We start from the raw sequence: 14,344 nt of genomic DNA on the forward strand, positions 1-14,344 counted from the left end.
CCGTCTGCGTAGGAAAATTAAGCTTTCGCACCTACGGTCTTTGACGGTTGCCGATAACTCGGCAACCCAAAGCCTTACAACTTGTTAAATTCTTAAATGTCGATACTGCCTTGATCGATCCACAAGCCAGGACCCATGGTCGAGGACAATGCAATCTTTTTCAAATAGACGCCTTTGGCAGCCGTCGGTTTAGCTTTTTTAAGATCTGAAATCAAAAACTCCAAATTTTGTTTGAGCGCAGTTTCATCGAAAGATACTTTACCGATAGAGCAATGAATAATGCCTGATTTATCTGTGCGGTATCTGACCTGCCCTGATTTGGCATTTTTAACTGCTGTTACAACGTCAGGCGTTACGGTACCTACTTTCGGGTTTGGCATCAGGCCTCTTGGGCCTAAGATTTGACCTAATTGACCCACTACACGCATTGCATCAGGTGAGGCAATTACCACATCAAAGTTCATTTCGCCGCGTTTTACTTGCTCAGCTAAATCGTCCATACCAACGATGTCCGCGCCCGCTTCGCGAGCCGCATCCGCATTTGGGCCTTGCGTAAATACAGCAACTCTTACTGTTTTACCGGTACCGTTCGGTAACACGGAAGCGCCACGAACGTTCTGATCAGATTTACGAGGATCAACACCCAAGTTAACACTCACATCCACAGACTCATCAAACTTGCTATTGGCAAACTCTTTTAATAGTGCTACAGCTTCGGCAACCGAATATTGTTTGCTTCTAACTACCTTTTCTTTGATAGCCTTTGCTTTTTTAGTTACTTTTGCCATTACACGCCCTCCACGTTCAAGCCCATGCTGCGAGCACTTCCCGCAATAATTCTTATGGCCGCTTCCAAATTAGCTGCGTTCAAATCTTCCATTTTGGTTTTAGCGATTTCTTCCAACTGCGCACGTGAAACTGTGCCAACTTTATTAGAATTGGGCTTGCTGCTTCCGCTTTTAATACCCACTGCTTTTTTCAACAATACTGACGCTGGCGGAGTCTTGGTAATGAAAGTGAAGCTTTTATCGCTATAAACCGTGATAACAACTGGCAAAGGCAGACCTTTTTCGACTTCCTGAGTTCTTGCATTAAATGCCTTGCAGAACTCCATAATATTGACACCACGCTGACCCAATGCAGGACCAATTGGTGGACTAGGATTAGCCTCACCCGCTTTAACTTGCAGCTTGATGTACGAATCAATTTTTTTTGCCATTTTATACTCCTAACGGGTGCAAACGCTTTTCAGCTCCCCAACAAACAAAAATCCCGGCCATGCAAATGACAGGGATTCGTAAAAATCTCAAATTGTAGGCTAGACTTTTTCAACCTGTCCAAATTCTAATTCAACCGGTGTAGATCGACCAAAAATAAGAACCGATACGCGCAACCGGCTTTTCTCGTAATTGACTTCTTCTATATTGCCGTTAAAGTCTTTAAATGGGCCATCAGTAATCCGAACAACTTCCCCAACTTCAAACAATACTTTGGGCCGTGGCTTATTCACACCCTCTTCGACACGATTTAATATTGCCATTGCTTCCTTTTCTGAGATTGGTGACGGCCTATCTGATGCCCCGCCTATAAAGCCCAACACCCTAGGAACATTTCTTACTAAATGCCATGTTTCGTCATTCAATTCCATTTGCACAAGCACGTATCCGGGAAAGAATTTCCTTTCACTTTTACGCTGCTGACCCATGCGCATTTCAACAACTTCTTCAGTAGGGACCAGAATTTTTCCAAAAAACTCTTCCAGACCTTCGCGTTTTATACGCTCTTCAAGAGCCTGCTTGACTTTATTTTCAAAATTGGAATACGCATGAACGACATACCAGCGAAGCGACATTATTTAATCCCCTGGCTCATCAAAAGCTGAACACCCCAAAACAAAAACATATCTAGCAACCACAGTATTAAGCCGACTATGAATACCATCAAAAAAACCATCAGCGTAGTACGAACCGCCTCGTCTTTAGTGGGCCACACTATCCTTTTGAATTCTTGCTTGGACTCCAGCATAAAGCCCCATAGACCGCGACCCTTAGCAGTAGTAAAAGCAACAGCTATAGCAGCCGCTAAAACAGCCACCAAAACTAAAACGCGGTAAAGAAGCTGCAAATCAGAAAAATAATAGAACGCTGATATGCCAACAACAACAAAAACCAAAGATAAAGCCAACTTTACGATGTCCACCACTGAGGAGACTTCTTCTGCCTGTGCGTTCATTTAGTCAACTTGAATTAAATTATGAAGATTTTCTGAATGGCAGGCCAGGAGGGACTCGAACCCCCAACTTGCGGTTTTGGAGACCGCTGCTCTACCAATTGAACTACTGACCTATTCAGAAAATATTTTTTGAATCAAAAACGGCTATTATTCGATAATAGAAGCAACAACACCCGCACCCACGGTGCGACCACCTTCGCGAATCGCAAAACGCAAGCCGTCTTCCATCGCAATCGGTGAGATAAGTTTTACGGTAACGGCGATGTTATCGCCAGGCATAACCATTTCCACGCCTTCTGGCAAATCTACCGCACCGGTTACGTCGGTCGTTCTGAAGTAGAACTGCGGACGATAGCCATTAAAGAATGGAGTATGACGACCGCCCTCTTCTTTAGACAGGACGTAGATTTCCGCCTTGAAATGAGCGTGCGGTTTAATGGAGTTAACGTGCGCCAATACTTGACCACGTTCCACGTCTTCTCTTTTAGTACCACGCAACAGCACACCGACGTTATCGCCCGCTTGACCTTGATCAAGCAGTTTGCGGAACATCTCCACACCCGTGCAGGTCGTTTGAACGGTATCTTTGATGCCGACGATCTCGACGGCTTCGCCAACTTTGATGATACCCCGCTCAACACGTCCGGTTACTACGGTACCGCGACCTGAAATTGAGAACACGTCTTCGATAGGCATCAAGAATTTGCCGTCGATCGCGCGTTCTGGCTCGGGAATGTAACTGTCCAACGCTTCAACCAAGCGCACTACTGATTGTACACCAATTTCGCTTTGCTCGCCTTCTAAAGCTTTCAATGCGGAACCAACGATAATGGGAGTGTCGTCACCTGGAAATTCGTATTGATTCAATAACTCGCGAATTTCCATTTCAACCAGCTCAATCAACTCAGCGTCATCTACCATATCGGCCTTGTTCAAGAACACAACAATGTAAGGCACACCGACTTGACGTGATAACAGAATGTGCTCGCGCGTTTGCGGCATAGGACCGTCCGCAGCAGAGCAAACCAAAATCGCGCCGTCCATTTGGGCAGCACCGGTAATCATGTTTTTAACGTAGTCAGCGTGACCAGGGCAGTCAACGTGGGCATAGTGACGGTTGGCTGATTCGTACTCTACGTGTGACGTAGAAATGGTTATACCGCGCGCACGTTCTTCCGGGGCGTTGTCGATTTGATCAAAAGCCTTAACTTCGCCGCCTTGCAGCTCCGCCATGACTTTTGTTAATGCCGCTGTCAATGTGGTTTTACCGTGGTCAACGTGACCAATGGTGCCTACGTTTACGTGCGGTTTCTTTCTTTCAAATTTTTCTTTAGCCATTTTGGAACACCCTAACTACGACAAAAACAAACCTAAATCTGGAGCTCATAACCGGATTTGAACCGGTGACCTCTTCCTTACCAAGGAAGTGCTCTACCTACTGAGCTATATGAGCGAGTAATTTACCCCGAAATGGAGCGGGTGATGGGAATCGAACCCACGCAATCAGCTTGGAAGGCTGGAGTTCTACCATTGAACTACACCCGCAGATCCCATAAATTTGGTGGTGGAGGGGGGAGGATTCGAACCTCCGAAGGTAGAACCGGCAGATTTACAGTCTGATCCCTTTGGCCGCTCGGGAACCCCTCCATTACTTATTCGATCAATTATCCTTGTTTCAAAAACCCCAGTCAAGTGTTTTTTTTAATTCAGCTGAAGTAACAATCAAACTCCAATTGAATTCAAATCACCCAAAACCAACGCATCCATGCTTTTCGCTAACTCGCCAAACAAACCCAGCATTCGAGCCTGACCATCACAAGACAAACTGGACAACACATAGTCCGCCACACCCACCCCCGCGACAGGACGACCTATACCAATTCTCAACCTGTAGAAATCACGGGTGTCGATATGAGCAATAATGTCACGCAACCCGTTATGCCCACCGTGCCCCCCGTCTTTTTTCATCTTGACAACGCCCTCGGGAAGCTCAAGCTCATCATGAACCACAAGCATTTCTTCGGACTTAAACTTGTAATATCGCAAAAACTTACCGACAGACAAGCCGCTTTTATTCATAAAAGTCATCGGCTTTAGCAATACAAGCCCGTATCCGCCAATATTGCATTCAGCCACCTCTCCGGAAAACTGACTACTGCTCGACCAACCAGCACCAGCAAGCCCCGCCAGATACTCCACAAACAAAAACCCGGCATTGTGCCGGGTTTTTTCGTACTGCCGCCCAGGATTACCCAGACCAACAATCAACTTAATCATTCAAACAAGACTTCAAACACTATTAGTCAGCAGATTCCACAGATCTTGGCTTGACTATTTGAGCAACCGGATGATCATGCTCAGCACCATGCTGCAACGCTGCAATCTCAACACCAGCCGGCAAAATCAAATCAGACAAATGTATTGTCGAACCAACATCTACACTAGCCAAATCTACTTCAATGAATTCCGGCAAAGCAGAAGGCATACACAACACCTCCACATCAACCATTGCATGATTGACCAAACCACCTTTTTTAACGCCTACCGAAATAGCTTCATTGATAAAATGCAAAGGAACATGAACTTTCAATTTATGCGTATCATCAACCCGCATAAAGTCCATATGCAGCACTATCGGCTTTGCAGGGTGCCTTTGTATATGCTTAAGAACAGCTTTTTCTGTTTTGCCGTCGATTTTAAGATCAAGCACATGGGAATAAACCGCCTCATGCACCAAATGCTTAACCACTTCATTATGATCCAGCAATAACATCTCAGGAGCACCGCTACCACCATATACTACTGCCGGGACCTTACCCTGACGACGAACAACTTTGGCCGCGCTACTGCCCGAGGCACTGCGAGCTTCTGCAACAAATTCAAACACGTTAGCCATTTTTTTCTCCAAAAGCTTGTTCCACAAGCACTACTTTAATTCTTATCAGTCAACATAAAGCGAGCTTACAGACTCGCCCACCGCTATTCGACGTATTGTTTCTGCCAACATTTCCGCAACGCTTAGCTGCCTAATCTTATCAATCCCGGACAATTCTGTAGTTAACGGTATCGTATCTGTAACTACCAATTCATCAAGAACGGAATTTTTAACATTTTCCGCGGCCGCACCAGACAACACCGGATGAGTACAGTATGCAACAACCTTTTTGGCACCATTTTTCTTGAGCGCCCCTGCCGCGTGACACAAAGTACCCGCCGTATCAACCAAGTCATCCACCATGACACAGGTACGACCCTCTACATCGCCGATGATATGCATTATCTCCGACACATTCGGACGCGGCCTTCGCTTGTCGATTATCGCCAAATCAGCATCACCCAGACGCTTTGCGATGGCTCTAGCCCTCACAACACCACCAACATCCGGTGAAACCACAATCAAATCTTCGTATTCTTGCCGCCAAATATCACCTAGCAAAATTGGCGAAGCATACACATTATCAACCGGAATCCCAAAGAATCCCATGATTTGATCTGCATGCAAGTCAACAGTCAACGCCCTGTCAGCCCCAGCATTACCTATCATATCCGCAACCAATCTTGCAGTAATGGGCACCCTAGCCGACCTTGAGCGCCTATCTTGCCGCGCGTAACCATAATACGGCATAACGGCTGTTATTCTCGCCGCAGACGCTCGCCTCATAGCATCGATCATTACCAACAATTCCATTAGATTTTCGTTGGTAGGCGCGCAGGTAGGCTGTATGACAAATACATCCCTACCCCTAACATTTTCTTCTATCTCAACAAAAATCTCGCCATCACTGAAACGACCAACCGTGGCCATGCCGAGGCGCATATTGAGCTTCTTCACAATACCTTCAGACAACGCCTTATTGGCATTCCCGGAAAATACCATTACCGAGGCCTCACGCATTCAAGCACTCCTAAGGAACTATTGTGTGGAGATTATGGCTGGGCTGCAAGGATTCGAACCTTGGTATGCGAGGATCAAAACCTCGTGCCTTACCGCTTGGCGACAGCCCATTAAATTGATTAAACAGATCCTTGTCTTAATTTTTCATGCAGAGGCGAAACATTAAGTCCTCGAGCCAAATAAACTAACCAACTCTGACTCAACTCAGAAAATGCCTCACGCGCCGACTCTTCCGAATCGAACTGAGCAAACACACAAGCCCCAGTCCCCGTCAATCTTGCTTCTGCATATTGAGATAATGCATCCAATGCATTACTCACCGGCTTATATAATTTGCTAACAACCGGAAGACAATCATTCCGCCAATCGCCTGCAATGAAGTCGCGCATTGTGATGGATTTGCTATCTCTTGTCAACTCTTCCGTCAAAAAAATCTGTTTCGTGTTCACATGACAATCCGGCTTGATTACCACGACCCATTGTTCCGGAATCGTTATGGGCTTTAATTCCTCACCAACCCCCTCACCCCAAGCGGTGTATCCATAGACAAAAACAGGCACATCGGCACCAAGCTGCAAGCCCAACTCCATCAACGCTTCTAATGGTAAATGCAGATTCCACAACCTATTCAGCACCACCAGCGTAGTAGCAGCATCGGAACTACCACCACCCAAGCCACCACCCATAGGCAGATTCTTTTCGACATCAATACACACCCCGGATGCATACCCAGTATATTGTCTCAATAAGTTGGCGGCGCGAACGGTTAAGTCTTCGTGTTCCGGGACACCAGGAATTGGATGACGTAAATAAACCCGGCCATTTTCCGCAGGATAAAATGTTATCCAGTCACACAAATCAATAATCTGAAATACTGTTTGCAGTAAATGATAGCCATCTGGGCGACGCCCGGTGATTCTCAGCATTAGATTCAACTTAGCCGGCGCAGGCCATTTCTCACCCCAACCCACCACCTGTTCTTGCATTCCCGTCACGACAAATCCCATTGATCCACTATTAATTTGATTCTTGTCTTATCTTTTTCCGCATTGATTTTTCTCGGCAGTACTAAGGCGTTAACATGCTGAATTTCTCTGAAACCAACCCGCCACCCAGACTGAAAAAATCCATCAACCTGCTCGACAAACGACTGCTCCGGATCAGGCAAGCCAAGCACCCAATACCTCAAAGCGCTCACAGGAATCGCGACACCTAACTGCTCCGCCAGCACCTCTTCTGCAGGCCCGCGAAATTCTTTGTGATTGTCGCCGTCATCCACCGCTACGAAATCAGCTTCGACAGTGATCATCAGCTTACCCTGAGCCAATGGCCCCGAAAGCTCAATATCATCTCTCCCAGAGCGATGCCGCCAACTCACCGACGCAGAAAACGAATCCTTCTCATCAACCAGAGCCAATCGCCCCTCAAAATACCATTGCTGTTGCTGTTGCAACACCCTCATATCTTGCAAACGGTAGGCGTCGCTCGGCTTTTCTGACAATAAAGAACAGCCGGACAAGAACGCCACAGCCAACAAGAACACACCGCCCTTAAAAATCATTGCCCGTTTTGCAAAAAGCGTTTTTTAAACTCCAACAAATATTCGTCATCAGGAGATTTTTTATAAACACTGTCGAAAAGCTCTTTTGCTTCCTTTTTCTCACCCAAAGACCAAAGCACTTCGGCAATATGCGCGGCAATTTCATTTTCCGGCTGCTTCTCGTAGGCTCTACGCAAAAATTCCAGCGCCCGCTCAGGCTTTCCGAGCTTAAACTGCAACCATCCGTAGCTGTCTATTACTACCGCCTCATCGGGCTGCAAACTGAGAGCGCGCTCCAAATATTTGGCCGCCTCCTCATAGCGCTGTGTCCTATCGGTCAACGTATAACCCAACGCATTCAGCGCCCCCACATCGTCCGGCTTTTGCTCTAAAATTTTCTGCAGGTCGGATTCAAGCACATCCAGCTTATCCAAGCGTTCGGCAACCAATGCCCGTGCATATAGTACTTCGCGATTATCGGGCATGTCTTTTAAAGCCAGTGTCAGAACATCAAAAGCTTCCTGGTATTTACCCAATTGATTGTAGAGCTCTGCCTTAACCATCAAGACCCGCAAATGCTGCTCAGGATATTTGTTATCCATGCGCTTGATGCGGGCCTCGATCTCGTCGAAGCGTTTTTGATTCATCAACAAAGACACCGCTGCCATATCCGCGTCGAATGCGTAATTGCCGTCGCTCACCCGATCAAACCAAGTTAATGCCTTATCGGGGTGCTGTTGATCAACTTCAATCTTGCCCAAGTAAAAACTAGCCTGCCCTTCCCACTCGGGATTATTCAGCAACTTCTCAAGTACGTTTTCAGCCTTATCGATCTGGCTTTGCTGCATATATACCAAAGCCAAGGTAAACAGCGTTTCAGCATCATCCGGCTTGTCTTCCAGCACACTCTGGCAAAGCTTTATCGCATCGTCGTAGTCGTGACCGTTAACCAACACTTCCAACAACATCTTTCTCAGCATCCTATCTTCCGGCGCCGCCTTAAGCGCCTTTTCCAAAGAGGCGCGCGCCTTAGACAAGTCGCCGGAGCGTCCGGCCAGCTGTGCCTGCAAGATCACAGCCTTATTCCAATCAGGCTGGATTAACAATGCTTGATTAACTTTCTGCTGGGCCAACTCGTTATTTTGCAGAACCGACGCCAAAACTGCCTGCAAGAAAAACACACTGGCTTGATTAGGATGCTCAACAGCCAACTCTTCCAACACGTCATAGGTAAATTGTGTGCGACCTTCTTTTTCCATCAACTTGGTCATTTCCAGCACACCAGCCTCAAAACCGGCCGGATCATCTGCCAGCATGGCATTGAGATTTTCGACAGCCGCCTTTTGATCTGAATTTTTAATCGCCAGTAACACGGCAAACTTTCTCGCCGCTAAATTCTTACCGTCCTTAGACAACCAAACCGTCAAGGCCTCACGGGTACGCTGCTCGTCTTTTAAAAACAAACCGATTTTGACTGCCCGCTCCGCAATCCGCGGATCATCCACTCGCTTAGCGGCCTGCAAATAAGCATCCATGGCCAAATGGTACTGATTACGCTGCCCTGCCAATTCCGCGGCCATCAGCAAATACAGCACCTCTTCGTCGATCACTGTGTTGCGATTAACTCTGCTTTCCAAACCCTCAGGCTTGACTGGCAAACCTTCTGCCTCAGGCTCTTTCTCAGGAGAAACCGCACATCCTGACATCGATAAAAACATTGCGATGGCTATCCATTTTTTCATGCAATCAATTGACCCACTTTTGAAAAACTATTGTCGATAGATTACCAGAAAAAGCCCCTGAATCAGACTGTCGTTTCATTGTATTTGGACAAAAACAGCGCATTCCTTAAAATAGTGCACTTTTCTTGTGCTATTGTTCGCAACCGATGACTCTTCTTGCCGTAGGGATAAATTACAATACAGCGCCGGTCGCCATCCGCGAACGCTTGGCGTTCCCGACGGACATGCTCGATAACACGCTGAAAAACTTGTGGAATCTTCGCGAAATCAGCGAGGCGGCCATTCTATCCACTTGCAATCGCACCGAATTTTACTATCAGGCCGACAGCGACAACCAATCCTCGTTGGTAAATTGGATAGCCGACACCAAACAGATCAAACCCGCCGACTTCACTCCTTATCTTTACAGCTACAAAGATAGCCAATCGATAAGACATATGTTCCGCGTGGCCTGCGGACTGGATTCGATGATCCTGGGCGAGCCGCAAATTCTCGGCCAAATGAAAACCGCCTACCATGCCGCTTCACAAGCCGGCACCTTGGGTCGAAATCTCAGCAAATTATTTCAACACACGTTTTCCGCTGCTAAAAAGGTCCGCACCGACACCGCCATCGGCTCCAGCCCGGTGTCTGTCGCATTTGCCGCCGTGCAACTGGCACAACAAATTTTCGACAAACTCAGCGAACAAACCGCTTTATTGATAGGTGCCGGCGAAACGATAGAACTCACCGCCCGCCATCTATACCAACACGGCATCGGCCGCATCATCATTGCCAATCGCACTTACGACAAAGCCCATGCCTTGGCGATGCAGTTCAACGGCTACGCGATCAACCTCGCCGAGTTGCCGAATCACTTGGCGGAAGCAGACATTGTCGTATCGTCCACCGCCAGCCAATTGCCGATCCTTGGTAAAGGCCGCGTAGAAAGCGCGATCAAAATCCGCAAGCACAAACCGATGTTCATGGTCGATTTGGCCGTGCCGCGCGACATCGAAGCCGAAGTTGCGCAGCTACGCGATGTTTATCTGTATACGGTTGACGACCTGCAAAACACCGTCAATCAAAACATGGACTCGCGCCGCCGCGCCGCCGAGCAGGCTGAGGAAATCATCGACACTCAAGTCGAACACTTTATGGCCTGGCTACGCTCTCAAGGCGCGCAGGAAACTATCCGCGATTTCCGCACTCAGGCCGAGCAGACCCGCGACGAAGCCTTGCAAAAGGCTTTAGCCCAACTCAACAGCGGCGCAGCCGCCGACGTAGTATTGCAGCGCCTAGCGCACACCTTGACCAATAAACTGATTCACACCCCCTGCGCACAACTACGCGAAGCCGGCGCCAATGAACGCCACGACCTGATCGCGGCTTCCCGCGAAATTTTCAAATTACGATAAGCCACTGAATGAAACCCTCGATACAAACCAAACTGGAAAACCTCGGCGAACGCTTCGAAGAAATCACCGCCCTGCTGTCGCAACCGGAAGTACAAAGCAATCAAAACCAATTCCGTAGCCTGAGCCAGGAATACGCGCAAATCGAGCCGCTGGTAGCCTGCTACAAAACCTACCAGGACAACGAAGCCAATCTGGCATCGGCTCAGGAGATGGCAAAGGACATCGACCCGGAACTGCGCGAAATGGCCAAAGAAGAAATCCAGGCCGCCGAAGCCCAACGCGAGGAATTGACGCAACAACTGCAAATCCTGCTGTTACCAAAAGACCCGAACGACAACCGCAACGTATTTTTGGAAGTACGCGCCGGTACCGGCGGCGACGAAGCGGCGATCTTCTCCGGCGACCTTGCACGGATGTACCAACGCTATGCAGAACGACAAGGCTGGAGCACCGAGATCATCAACGAGAACCGCGGCGAACACGGCGGCTTTAAAGAAGTCATCATGCGCGTGGCCGGCCAAAACGTGTATTCGCAATTAAAATTCGAATCCGGCACCCACCGCGTGCAACGGGTACCGGAAACCGAGTCGCAAGGCCGCGTGCATACTTCGGCCTGCACCGTGGCGATCATGCCGGAAGTCGATGCTGTAGACGAAATCGACATCAATCCGGCGGACCTGCGCATCGACACCTACCGCGCCTCCGGCGCCGGCGGCCAACACGTCAACCGCACCGAATCGGCGATCCGTATTACCCACATCCCGTCCGGTGTGGTCGTCGAATGCCAGGACGAACGCTCGCAGCATAAAAACCGCGCCCGCGCCATGTCGGTATTGCAAGCCCGTTTGATGTCGGCGGCCCAGGAAAAGCAACACGCGGAACAATCGGAAAGCCGCAAATTACAAGTGGGCAGCGGCGACCGATCCGAGCGTATCCGCACCTATAACTACCCGCAAGGCCGACTCACCGACCACCGCATCAACCTGACGCTTTATAAGCTGGAAGAAATCATGGAAGGCGGATTGGAGCATGTGATTCAACCGCTGATTCATGAACATCAGGCAGAATTGTTGACTCAGCTGGGTAATGTCTAAGCAACCTATATGGACAGATACCAGCAATACGATTCATAGCCTGGTAGCCACTGCAAGCGCAAAGCTAAGCGCCACATCCGAAACCGCAATGCTGGACGCGGAAGTTCTGCTTTGCCACTGCCTAAACAAAACCCGCTCGTTTCTCAGAGCTTGGCCGGAACATCAGCCCAGCGCGGAACAAAACGCTCAGTTTCAAATATTGGTAGAGCAGCGCTCGCAGGGCACGCCGGTTGCCTACTTAACCGGCCAACGCGAATTCTGGTCGCGCAATTTCAAAGTCAGCCCGAATGTCTTGATCCCCAGACCCGACACCGAATTGCTTATAGAGCTCAGCCTGTCGCTATTACCTGCCGACCAGCCCTGTAAAATCATCGATCTCGGCACCGGCTCCGGGATAATTGCCGTCACCTTGGCCGCCGAACGACCATTAGCCCAGGTATTTGCCAGCGATCTAAGCTCGGCGGCTTTAGAGCTGGCCCAATGCAATGCGCAGCAACTCAAGACCGGCAATGTGCGTTTTGTGCAATCGAACTGGTTCGAAAACATCGAAGAAACAGACTTTGATTTAGTCGTTAGCAATCCACCCTACATCGTCGATAACGACCCGCATCTAACCATCGGCGACGTGCGCTTTGAGCCTGACAGCGCGTTGATCAGCCCCAACAACGGCCTGCAAGACATTCATCAGCTTGCCGAGCAGGCGCGTCTGCATTTAAAAGACAATGGCCAATTATTGGTCGAACACGGCTACAATCAGCAATCCGAGGTACAAGCCATTTTTCACGAATTTGGCTACCAGCAGGTCAACACCCATGCTGATTTATCCGGCAATCCACGAGTGACATCGGGAATATGGAAACCACTATGAACCACAAAGAAATTTCTCTACCGCGCAAGCTCACCAACCAGTTACTGCACTTGGCGCAACTATCCCCGGATACCGAGGTTTGCGGTCTAATCGGCGCGGACAGTACCGGTATGCCGGCGAGTTGTTATCCGGTGGAAAATAGCGCCGCCACGCCGCAGACCCGATTTTTATTAGACGCCAGCCAGCAAATCGAGGCGATGCGCCAAATCCGCGAAAAAGGCGAAACGCTATTTGCCATCTACCACTCGCACCCACACACGCCGGCCCAGCCTTCACCGACCGACATCCAGGAAGCTAGCTATCCAGATGCACTGCATTTGATCATTTCCTTAAATACCAAGGGCGTATTGGAAATGCGCGGCTTTATAATTGCCGGAGACAGCGCGGAAGAAGTGGAATTAAATCTGATTGAAGCTTAATCCAAGCCGTTGCAGCCCAAACAGCGTGCTCAATGCTCCCAAGACGCGGCATCTTCGATAGGTTCTAGATGCGTGTCGATGTCGATGTTGTCGAACCTGTCCTTGATTCGCCGCTCGATGGCTTCCAGCAAATCATGACCCTGCTGCACTGTCCAACTCCCAGGCACCAACACATGCACCGACATGAAACGTCTGGCGCCGGCGTAACGAGTCCGTAACGCATGATAAGCAATACGGTGGCCGGCCACATATTCATCCAATACAGCAACGATTTCCGCAATTTCCTCCGGCGATAAGGCCGCATCCAATAAACCGGATACTGTCCGGCGAATCAATTGCAAGCCGGCCCAGACGATATTTATCGCCACGCCGATGGCAATAATCGGGTCGAGTATTTCCCAGCCGTTCAGGCCTAATTGCCTAGCAAACGCCAGACTCGGCTCGAAACGGTTTGCCACCGAGATAATGGCGATGCCGACCAAAATCCCGACTGTCGTCCAGACATCGGTCATCAAATGCTTACCGTCGGCTTCCAGCGTAATCGACTGCCGACGGCGGCCGACACCAATCAAAACTCGGGCAACCGCCAAATTGATCAGAGAAGCAAACACCGAAACCGCAATACCCAGATCAAGTTGATGTAACGGCAGCGGATTCCACAAGCGTTCCCAGGCCGCGTAGCCAATACTAAAAGCCGCCAGCAAAATCATGATGCCTTCCGCGCCGCTGGAAAAATATTCAACTTTTTCGTGACCGTAGGCGTGGGTATCGTCCGGCGGCCGCGCCGAAATAGTCAGCACTACCAGCATGATGATCGCCGCCACCAAATTGATCAGCGACTCCAGTGCATCGGACAGTAAGCCCACGGAACCGGTCAGCCAATAGGCATAGCTTTTTAGCGCGATAGTGCTGACTGCCGCAGCAATCGATAGCCAACCGTATAACGCGAGGGATTTTTGTGGGTTACTCATAAGGCTTTGCTAGCTCTTTAACGGGGGCCATAGCTTAACAGACTCGGCAGTCGATAGTCCGTCGCACCGCGATTTGAACCTCGGTTCAGGCAAACGAAATATTGCGAAAATATTATCTCCGAATGCATGCGTCTTTTTCGCTTAATATAGTGGCAAAATCCGATAGCGAGCTAAGACGCTTAAATA

General features: G+C 49.0%; 16 protein-coding genes and 5 tRNA genes. 4 read left to right on the forward strand and 17 right to left on the reverse strand.

The window, feature by feature from the left end:
• Nucleotides 1-92: 92 nt before the first annotated feature.
• The 16 genes from rplA to ACWAU0_RS03390 form a co-directional block, all read right to left on the reverse strand.
• Nucleotides 93-788, reverse strand: coding sequence for a 50S ribosomal protein L1 (rplA, locus tag ACWAU0_RS03315; protein ID WP_033159598.1), 696 nt, complete (start codon nt 786-788; stop codon nt 93-95).
• Complete coding sequence (rplK, locus tag ACWAU0_RS03320; RefSeq protein ID WP_020484793.1) at nt 788-1,219, reverse strand: 50S ribosomal protein L11; 432 nt, start codon at nt 1,217-1,219, stop codon at nt 788-790. Before rplK ends, rplA begins: the two co-directional genes overlap by 1 nt.
• Before the next feature lie 99 nt (nt 1,220-1,318).
• On the reverse strand, nt 1,319-1,852 hold the full coding sequence (nusG, locus tag ACWAU0_RS03325) for a transcription termination/antitermination protein NusG (RefSeq protein WP_033159599.1): 534 nt from the start codon (nt 1,850-1,852) through the stop codon (nt 1,319-1,321).
• Entirely contained in the window at nt 1,852-2,232 is a 381-nt protein-coding gene (gene secE / locus ACWAU0_RS03330; RefSeq protein ID WP_033159600.1) for a preprotein translocase subunit SecE, read from the reverse strand. Before secE ends, nusG begins: the two co-directional genes overlap by 1 nt.
• A gap of 37 nt (nt 2,233-2,269) precedes the next feature.
• Nucleotides 2,270-2,345 (reverse strand) — tRNA-Trp (locus ACWAU0_RS03335).
• Between the two features lie 34 nt (nt 2,346-2,379).
• Nucleotides 2,380-3,570 (reverse strand): elongation factor Tu, encoded by a 1,191-nt coding sequence (gene tuf / locus ACWAU0_RS03340; protein WP_020484790.1) that lies wholly within the window; start codon nt 3,568-3,570, stop codon nt 2,380-2,382.
• Nucleotides 3,571-3,609: 39 nt separating this feature from the next.
• Nucleotides 3,610-3,685, reverse strand: a tRNA-Thr gene (locus ACWAU0_RS03345).
• Between the two features lie 18 nt (nt 3,686-3,703).
• Nucleotides 3,704-3,777, reverse strand: a tRNA-Gly gene (locus tag ACWAU0_RS03350).
• 17 nt (nt 3,778-3,794) lie between these two features.
• Nucleotides 3,795-3,879: transfer RNA gene (locus ACWAU0_RS03355), tRNA-Tyr, on the reverse strand.
• A 75-nt stretch (nt 3,880-3,954) separates the two neighbouring features.
• A complete protein-coding gene (gene pth, locus ACWAU0_RS03360) occupies nt 3,955-4,509 on the reverse strand; it encodes an aminoacyl-tRNA hydrolase (RefSeq protein ID WP_458138300.1) in 555 nt (184 codons plus the stop codon).
• 22 nt (nt 4,510-4,531) lie between these two features.
• Complete coding sequence (locus ACWAU0_RS03365) at nt 4,532-5,128, reverse strand: 50S ribosomal protein L25/general stress protein Ctc (protein WP_033156110.1); 597 nt, start codon at nt 5,126-5,128, stop codon at nt 4,532-4,534.
• Between the two features lie 45 nt (nt 5,129-5,173).
• Nucleotides 5,174-6,127, reverse strand: a complete 954-nt coding sequence (locus ACWAU0_RS03370) for a ribose-phosphate diphosphokinase (RefSeq protein WP_033156109.1) — start codon at nt 6,125-6,127, stop codon at nt 5,174-5,176.
• A gap of 35 nt (nt 6,128-6,162) precedes the next feature.
• Nucleotides 6,163-6,237: transfer RNA gene (locus tag ACWAU0_RS03375), tRNA-Gln, on the reverse strand.
• A gap of 9 nt (nt 6,238-6,246) precedes the next feature.
• Entirely contained in the window at nt 6,247-7,134 is an 888-nt protein-coding gene (gene ispE, locus ACWAU0_RS03380) for a 4-(cytidine 5'-diphospho)-2-C-methyl-D-erythritol kinase (RefSeq protein ID WP_458138301.1), read from the reverse strand.
• The gene (gene lolB, locus ACWAU0_RS03385; protein WP_458138302.1) at nt 7,119-7,688 is read right to left on the reverse strand and encodes a lipoprotein insertase outer membrane protein LolB; all 570 of its coding nucleotides are present in this window, start codon (nt 7,686-7,688) and stop codon (nt 7,119-7,121) included. Before lolB ends, ispE begins: the two co-directional genes overlap by 16 nt.
• The gene (locus tag ACWAU0_RS03390; RefSeq protein ID WP_458138303.1) at nt 7,685-9,409 is read right to left on the reverse strand and encodes a tetratricopeptide repeat protein; all 1,725 of its coding nucleotides are present in this window, start codon (nt 9,407-9,409) and stop codon (nt 7,685-7,687) included. Before ACWAU0_RS03390 ends, lolB begins: the two co-directional genes overlap by 4 nt.
• Nucleotides 9,410-9,555: 146 nt before the next feature.
• On the opposite strand from ACWAU0_RS03390, the gene hemA reads away from it, so the two are divergent.
• From hemA to ACWAU0_RS03410, 4 genes are read left to right on the forward strand one after another with little or no spacing between them, the layout of a single operon-like run.
• The gene (hemA, locus tag ACWAU0_RS03395) at nt 9,556-10,806 is read left to right on the forward strand and encodes a glutamyl-tRNA reductase (protein ID WP_458138304.1); all 1,251 of its coding nucleotides are present in this window, start codon (nt 9,556-9,558) and stop codon (nt 10,804-10,806) included.
• An 8-nt stretch (nt 10,807-10,814) separates the two neighbouring features.
• Complete coding sequence (prfA, locus tag ACWAU0_RS03400; RefSeq protein ID WP_458138305.1) at nt 10,815-11,900, forward strand: peptide chain release factor 1; 1,086 nt, start codon at nt 10,815-10,817, stop codon at nt 11,898-11,900.
• Nucleotides 11,893-12,768, forward strand: coding sequence for a peptide chain release factor N(5)-glutamine methyltransferase (gene prmC, locus ACWAU0_RS03405; RefSeq protein ID WP_458138306.1), 876 nt, complete (start codon nt 11,893-11,895; stop codon nt 12,766-12,768). The genes prfA and prmC overlap by 8 nt, the downstream gene beginning before the upstream one ends.
• Nucleotides 12,765-13,187 carry a M67 family metallopeptidase gene (locus ACWAU0_RS03410; RefSeq protein WP_458138307.1) on the forward strand — a complete coding sequence of 141 codons (423 nt, stop codon included), beginning with the start codon at nt 12,765-12,767 and terminating at the stop codon, nt 13,185-13,187. The genes prmC and ACWAU0_RS03410 overlap by 4 nt, the downstream gene beginning before the upstream one ends.
• A gap of 29 nt (nt 13,188-13,216) precedes the next feature.
• Here the strand turns inward: ACWAU0_RS03410 and ACWAU0_RS03415 are convergent, their stop codons facing one another.
• Nucleotides 13,217-14,158 carry a cation diffusion facilitator family transporter gene (locus ACWAU0_RS03415; protein ID WP_458138308.1) on the reverse strand — a complete coding sequence of 314 codons (942 nt, stop codon included), beginning with the start codon at nt 14,156-14,158 and terminating at the stop codon, nt 13,217-13,219.
• Between the last annotated feature and the right edge of the window lie 186 nt (nt 14,159-14,344).

Source organism: Methylomonas sp. Uni0009 (assembly GCF_054188105.3).

Excerpts from the sequence above, each read along its gene's own strand:
- ACWAU0_RS03370 (WP_033156109.1), bottom strand. The coding sequence starts at position 6,127 with ATGCGTGAGGCCTCGGTAATGGTATTTTCCGGGAATGCCAATAAGGCG.
- ACWAU0_RS03365 (WP_033156110.1), bottom strand. The coding sequence starts at position 5,128 with ATGGCTAACGTGTTTGAATTTGTTGCAGAAGCTCGCAGTGCCTCGGGC.
- ACWAU0_RS03390 (WP_458138303.1), bottom strand. The coding sequence starts at position 9,409 with ATGAAAAAATGGATAGCCATCGCAATGTTTTTATCGATGTCAGGATGT.
- hemA (WP_458138304.1), top strand. The coding sequence starts at position 9,556 with ATGACTCTTCTTGCCGTAGGGATAAATTACAATACAGCGCCGGTCGCC.
- lolB (WP_458138302.1), bottom strand. The coding sequence starts at position 7,688 with ATGATTTTTAAGGGCGGTGTGTTCTTGTTGGCTGTGGCGTTCTTGTCC.
- ACWAU0_RS03410 (WP_458138307.1), top strand. The coding sequence starts at position 12,765 with ATGAACCACAAAGAAATTTCTCTACCGCGCAAGCTCACCAACCAGTTA.
- rplA (WP_033159598.1), bottom strand. The coding sequence starts at position 788 with ATGGCAAAAGTAACTAAAAAAGCAAAGGCTATCAAAGAAAAGGTAGTT.
- ACWAU0_RS03415 (WP_458138308.1), bottom strand. The coding sequence starts at position 14,158 with ATGAGTAACCCACAAAAATCCCTCGCGTTATACGGTTGGCTATCGATT.
- secE (WP_033159600.1), bottom strand. The coding sequence starts at position 2,232 with ATGAACGCACAGGCAGAAGAAGTCTCCTCAGTGGTGGACATCGTAAAG.
- rplK (WP_020484793.1), bottom strand. The coding sequence starts at position 1,219 with ATGGCAAAAAAAATTGATTCGTACATCAAGCTGCAAGTTAAAGCGGGT.
- pth (WP_458138300.1), bottom strand. The coding sequence starts at position 4,509 with ATGATTAAGTTGATTGTTGGTCTGGGTAATCCTGGGCGGCAGTACGAA.
- prfA (WP_458138305.1), top strand. The coding sequence starts at position 10,815 with ATGAAACCCTCGATACAAACCAAACTGGAAAACCTCGGCGAACGCTTC.
- tuf (WP_020484790.1), bottom strand. The coding sequence starts at position 3,570 with ATGGCTAAAGAAAAATTTGAAAGAAAGAAACCGCACGTAAACGTAGGC.
- prmC (WP_458138306.1), top strand. The coding sequence starts at position 11,893 with ATGTCTAAGCAACCTATATGGACAGATACCAGCAATACGATTCATAGC.
- nusG (WP_033159599.1), bottom strand. The coding sequence starts at position 1,852 with ATGTCGCTTCGCTGGTATGTCGTTCATGCGTATTCCAATTTTGAAAAT.
- ispE (WP_458138301.1), bottom strand. The coding sequence starts at position 7,134 with ATGGGATTTGTCGTGACGGGAATGCAAGAACAGGTGGTGGGTTGGGGT.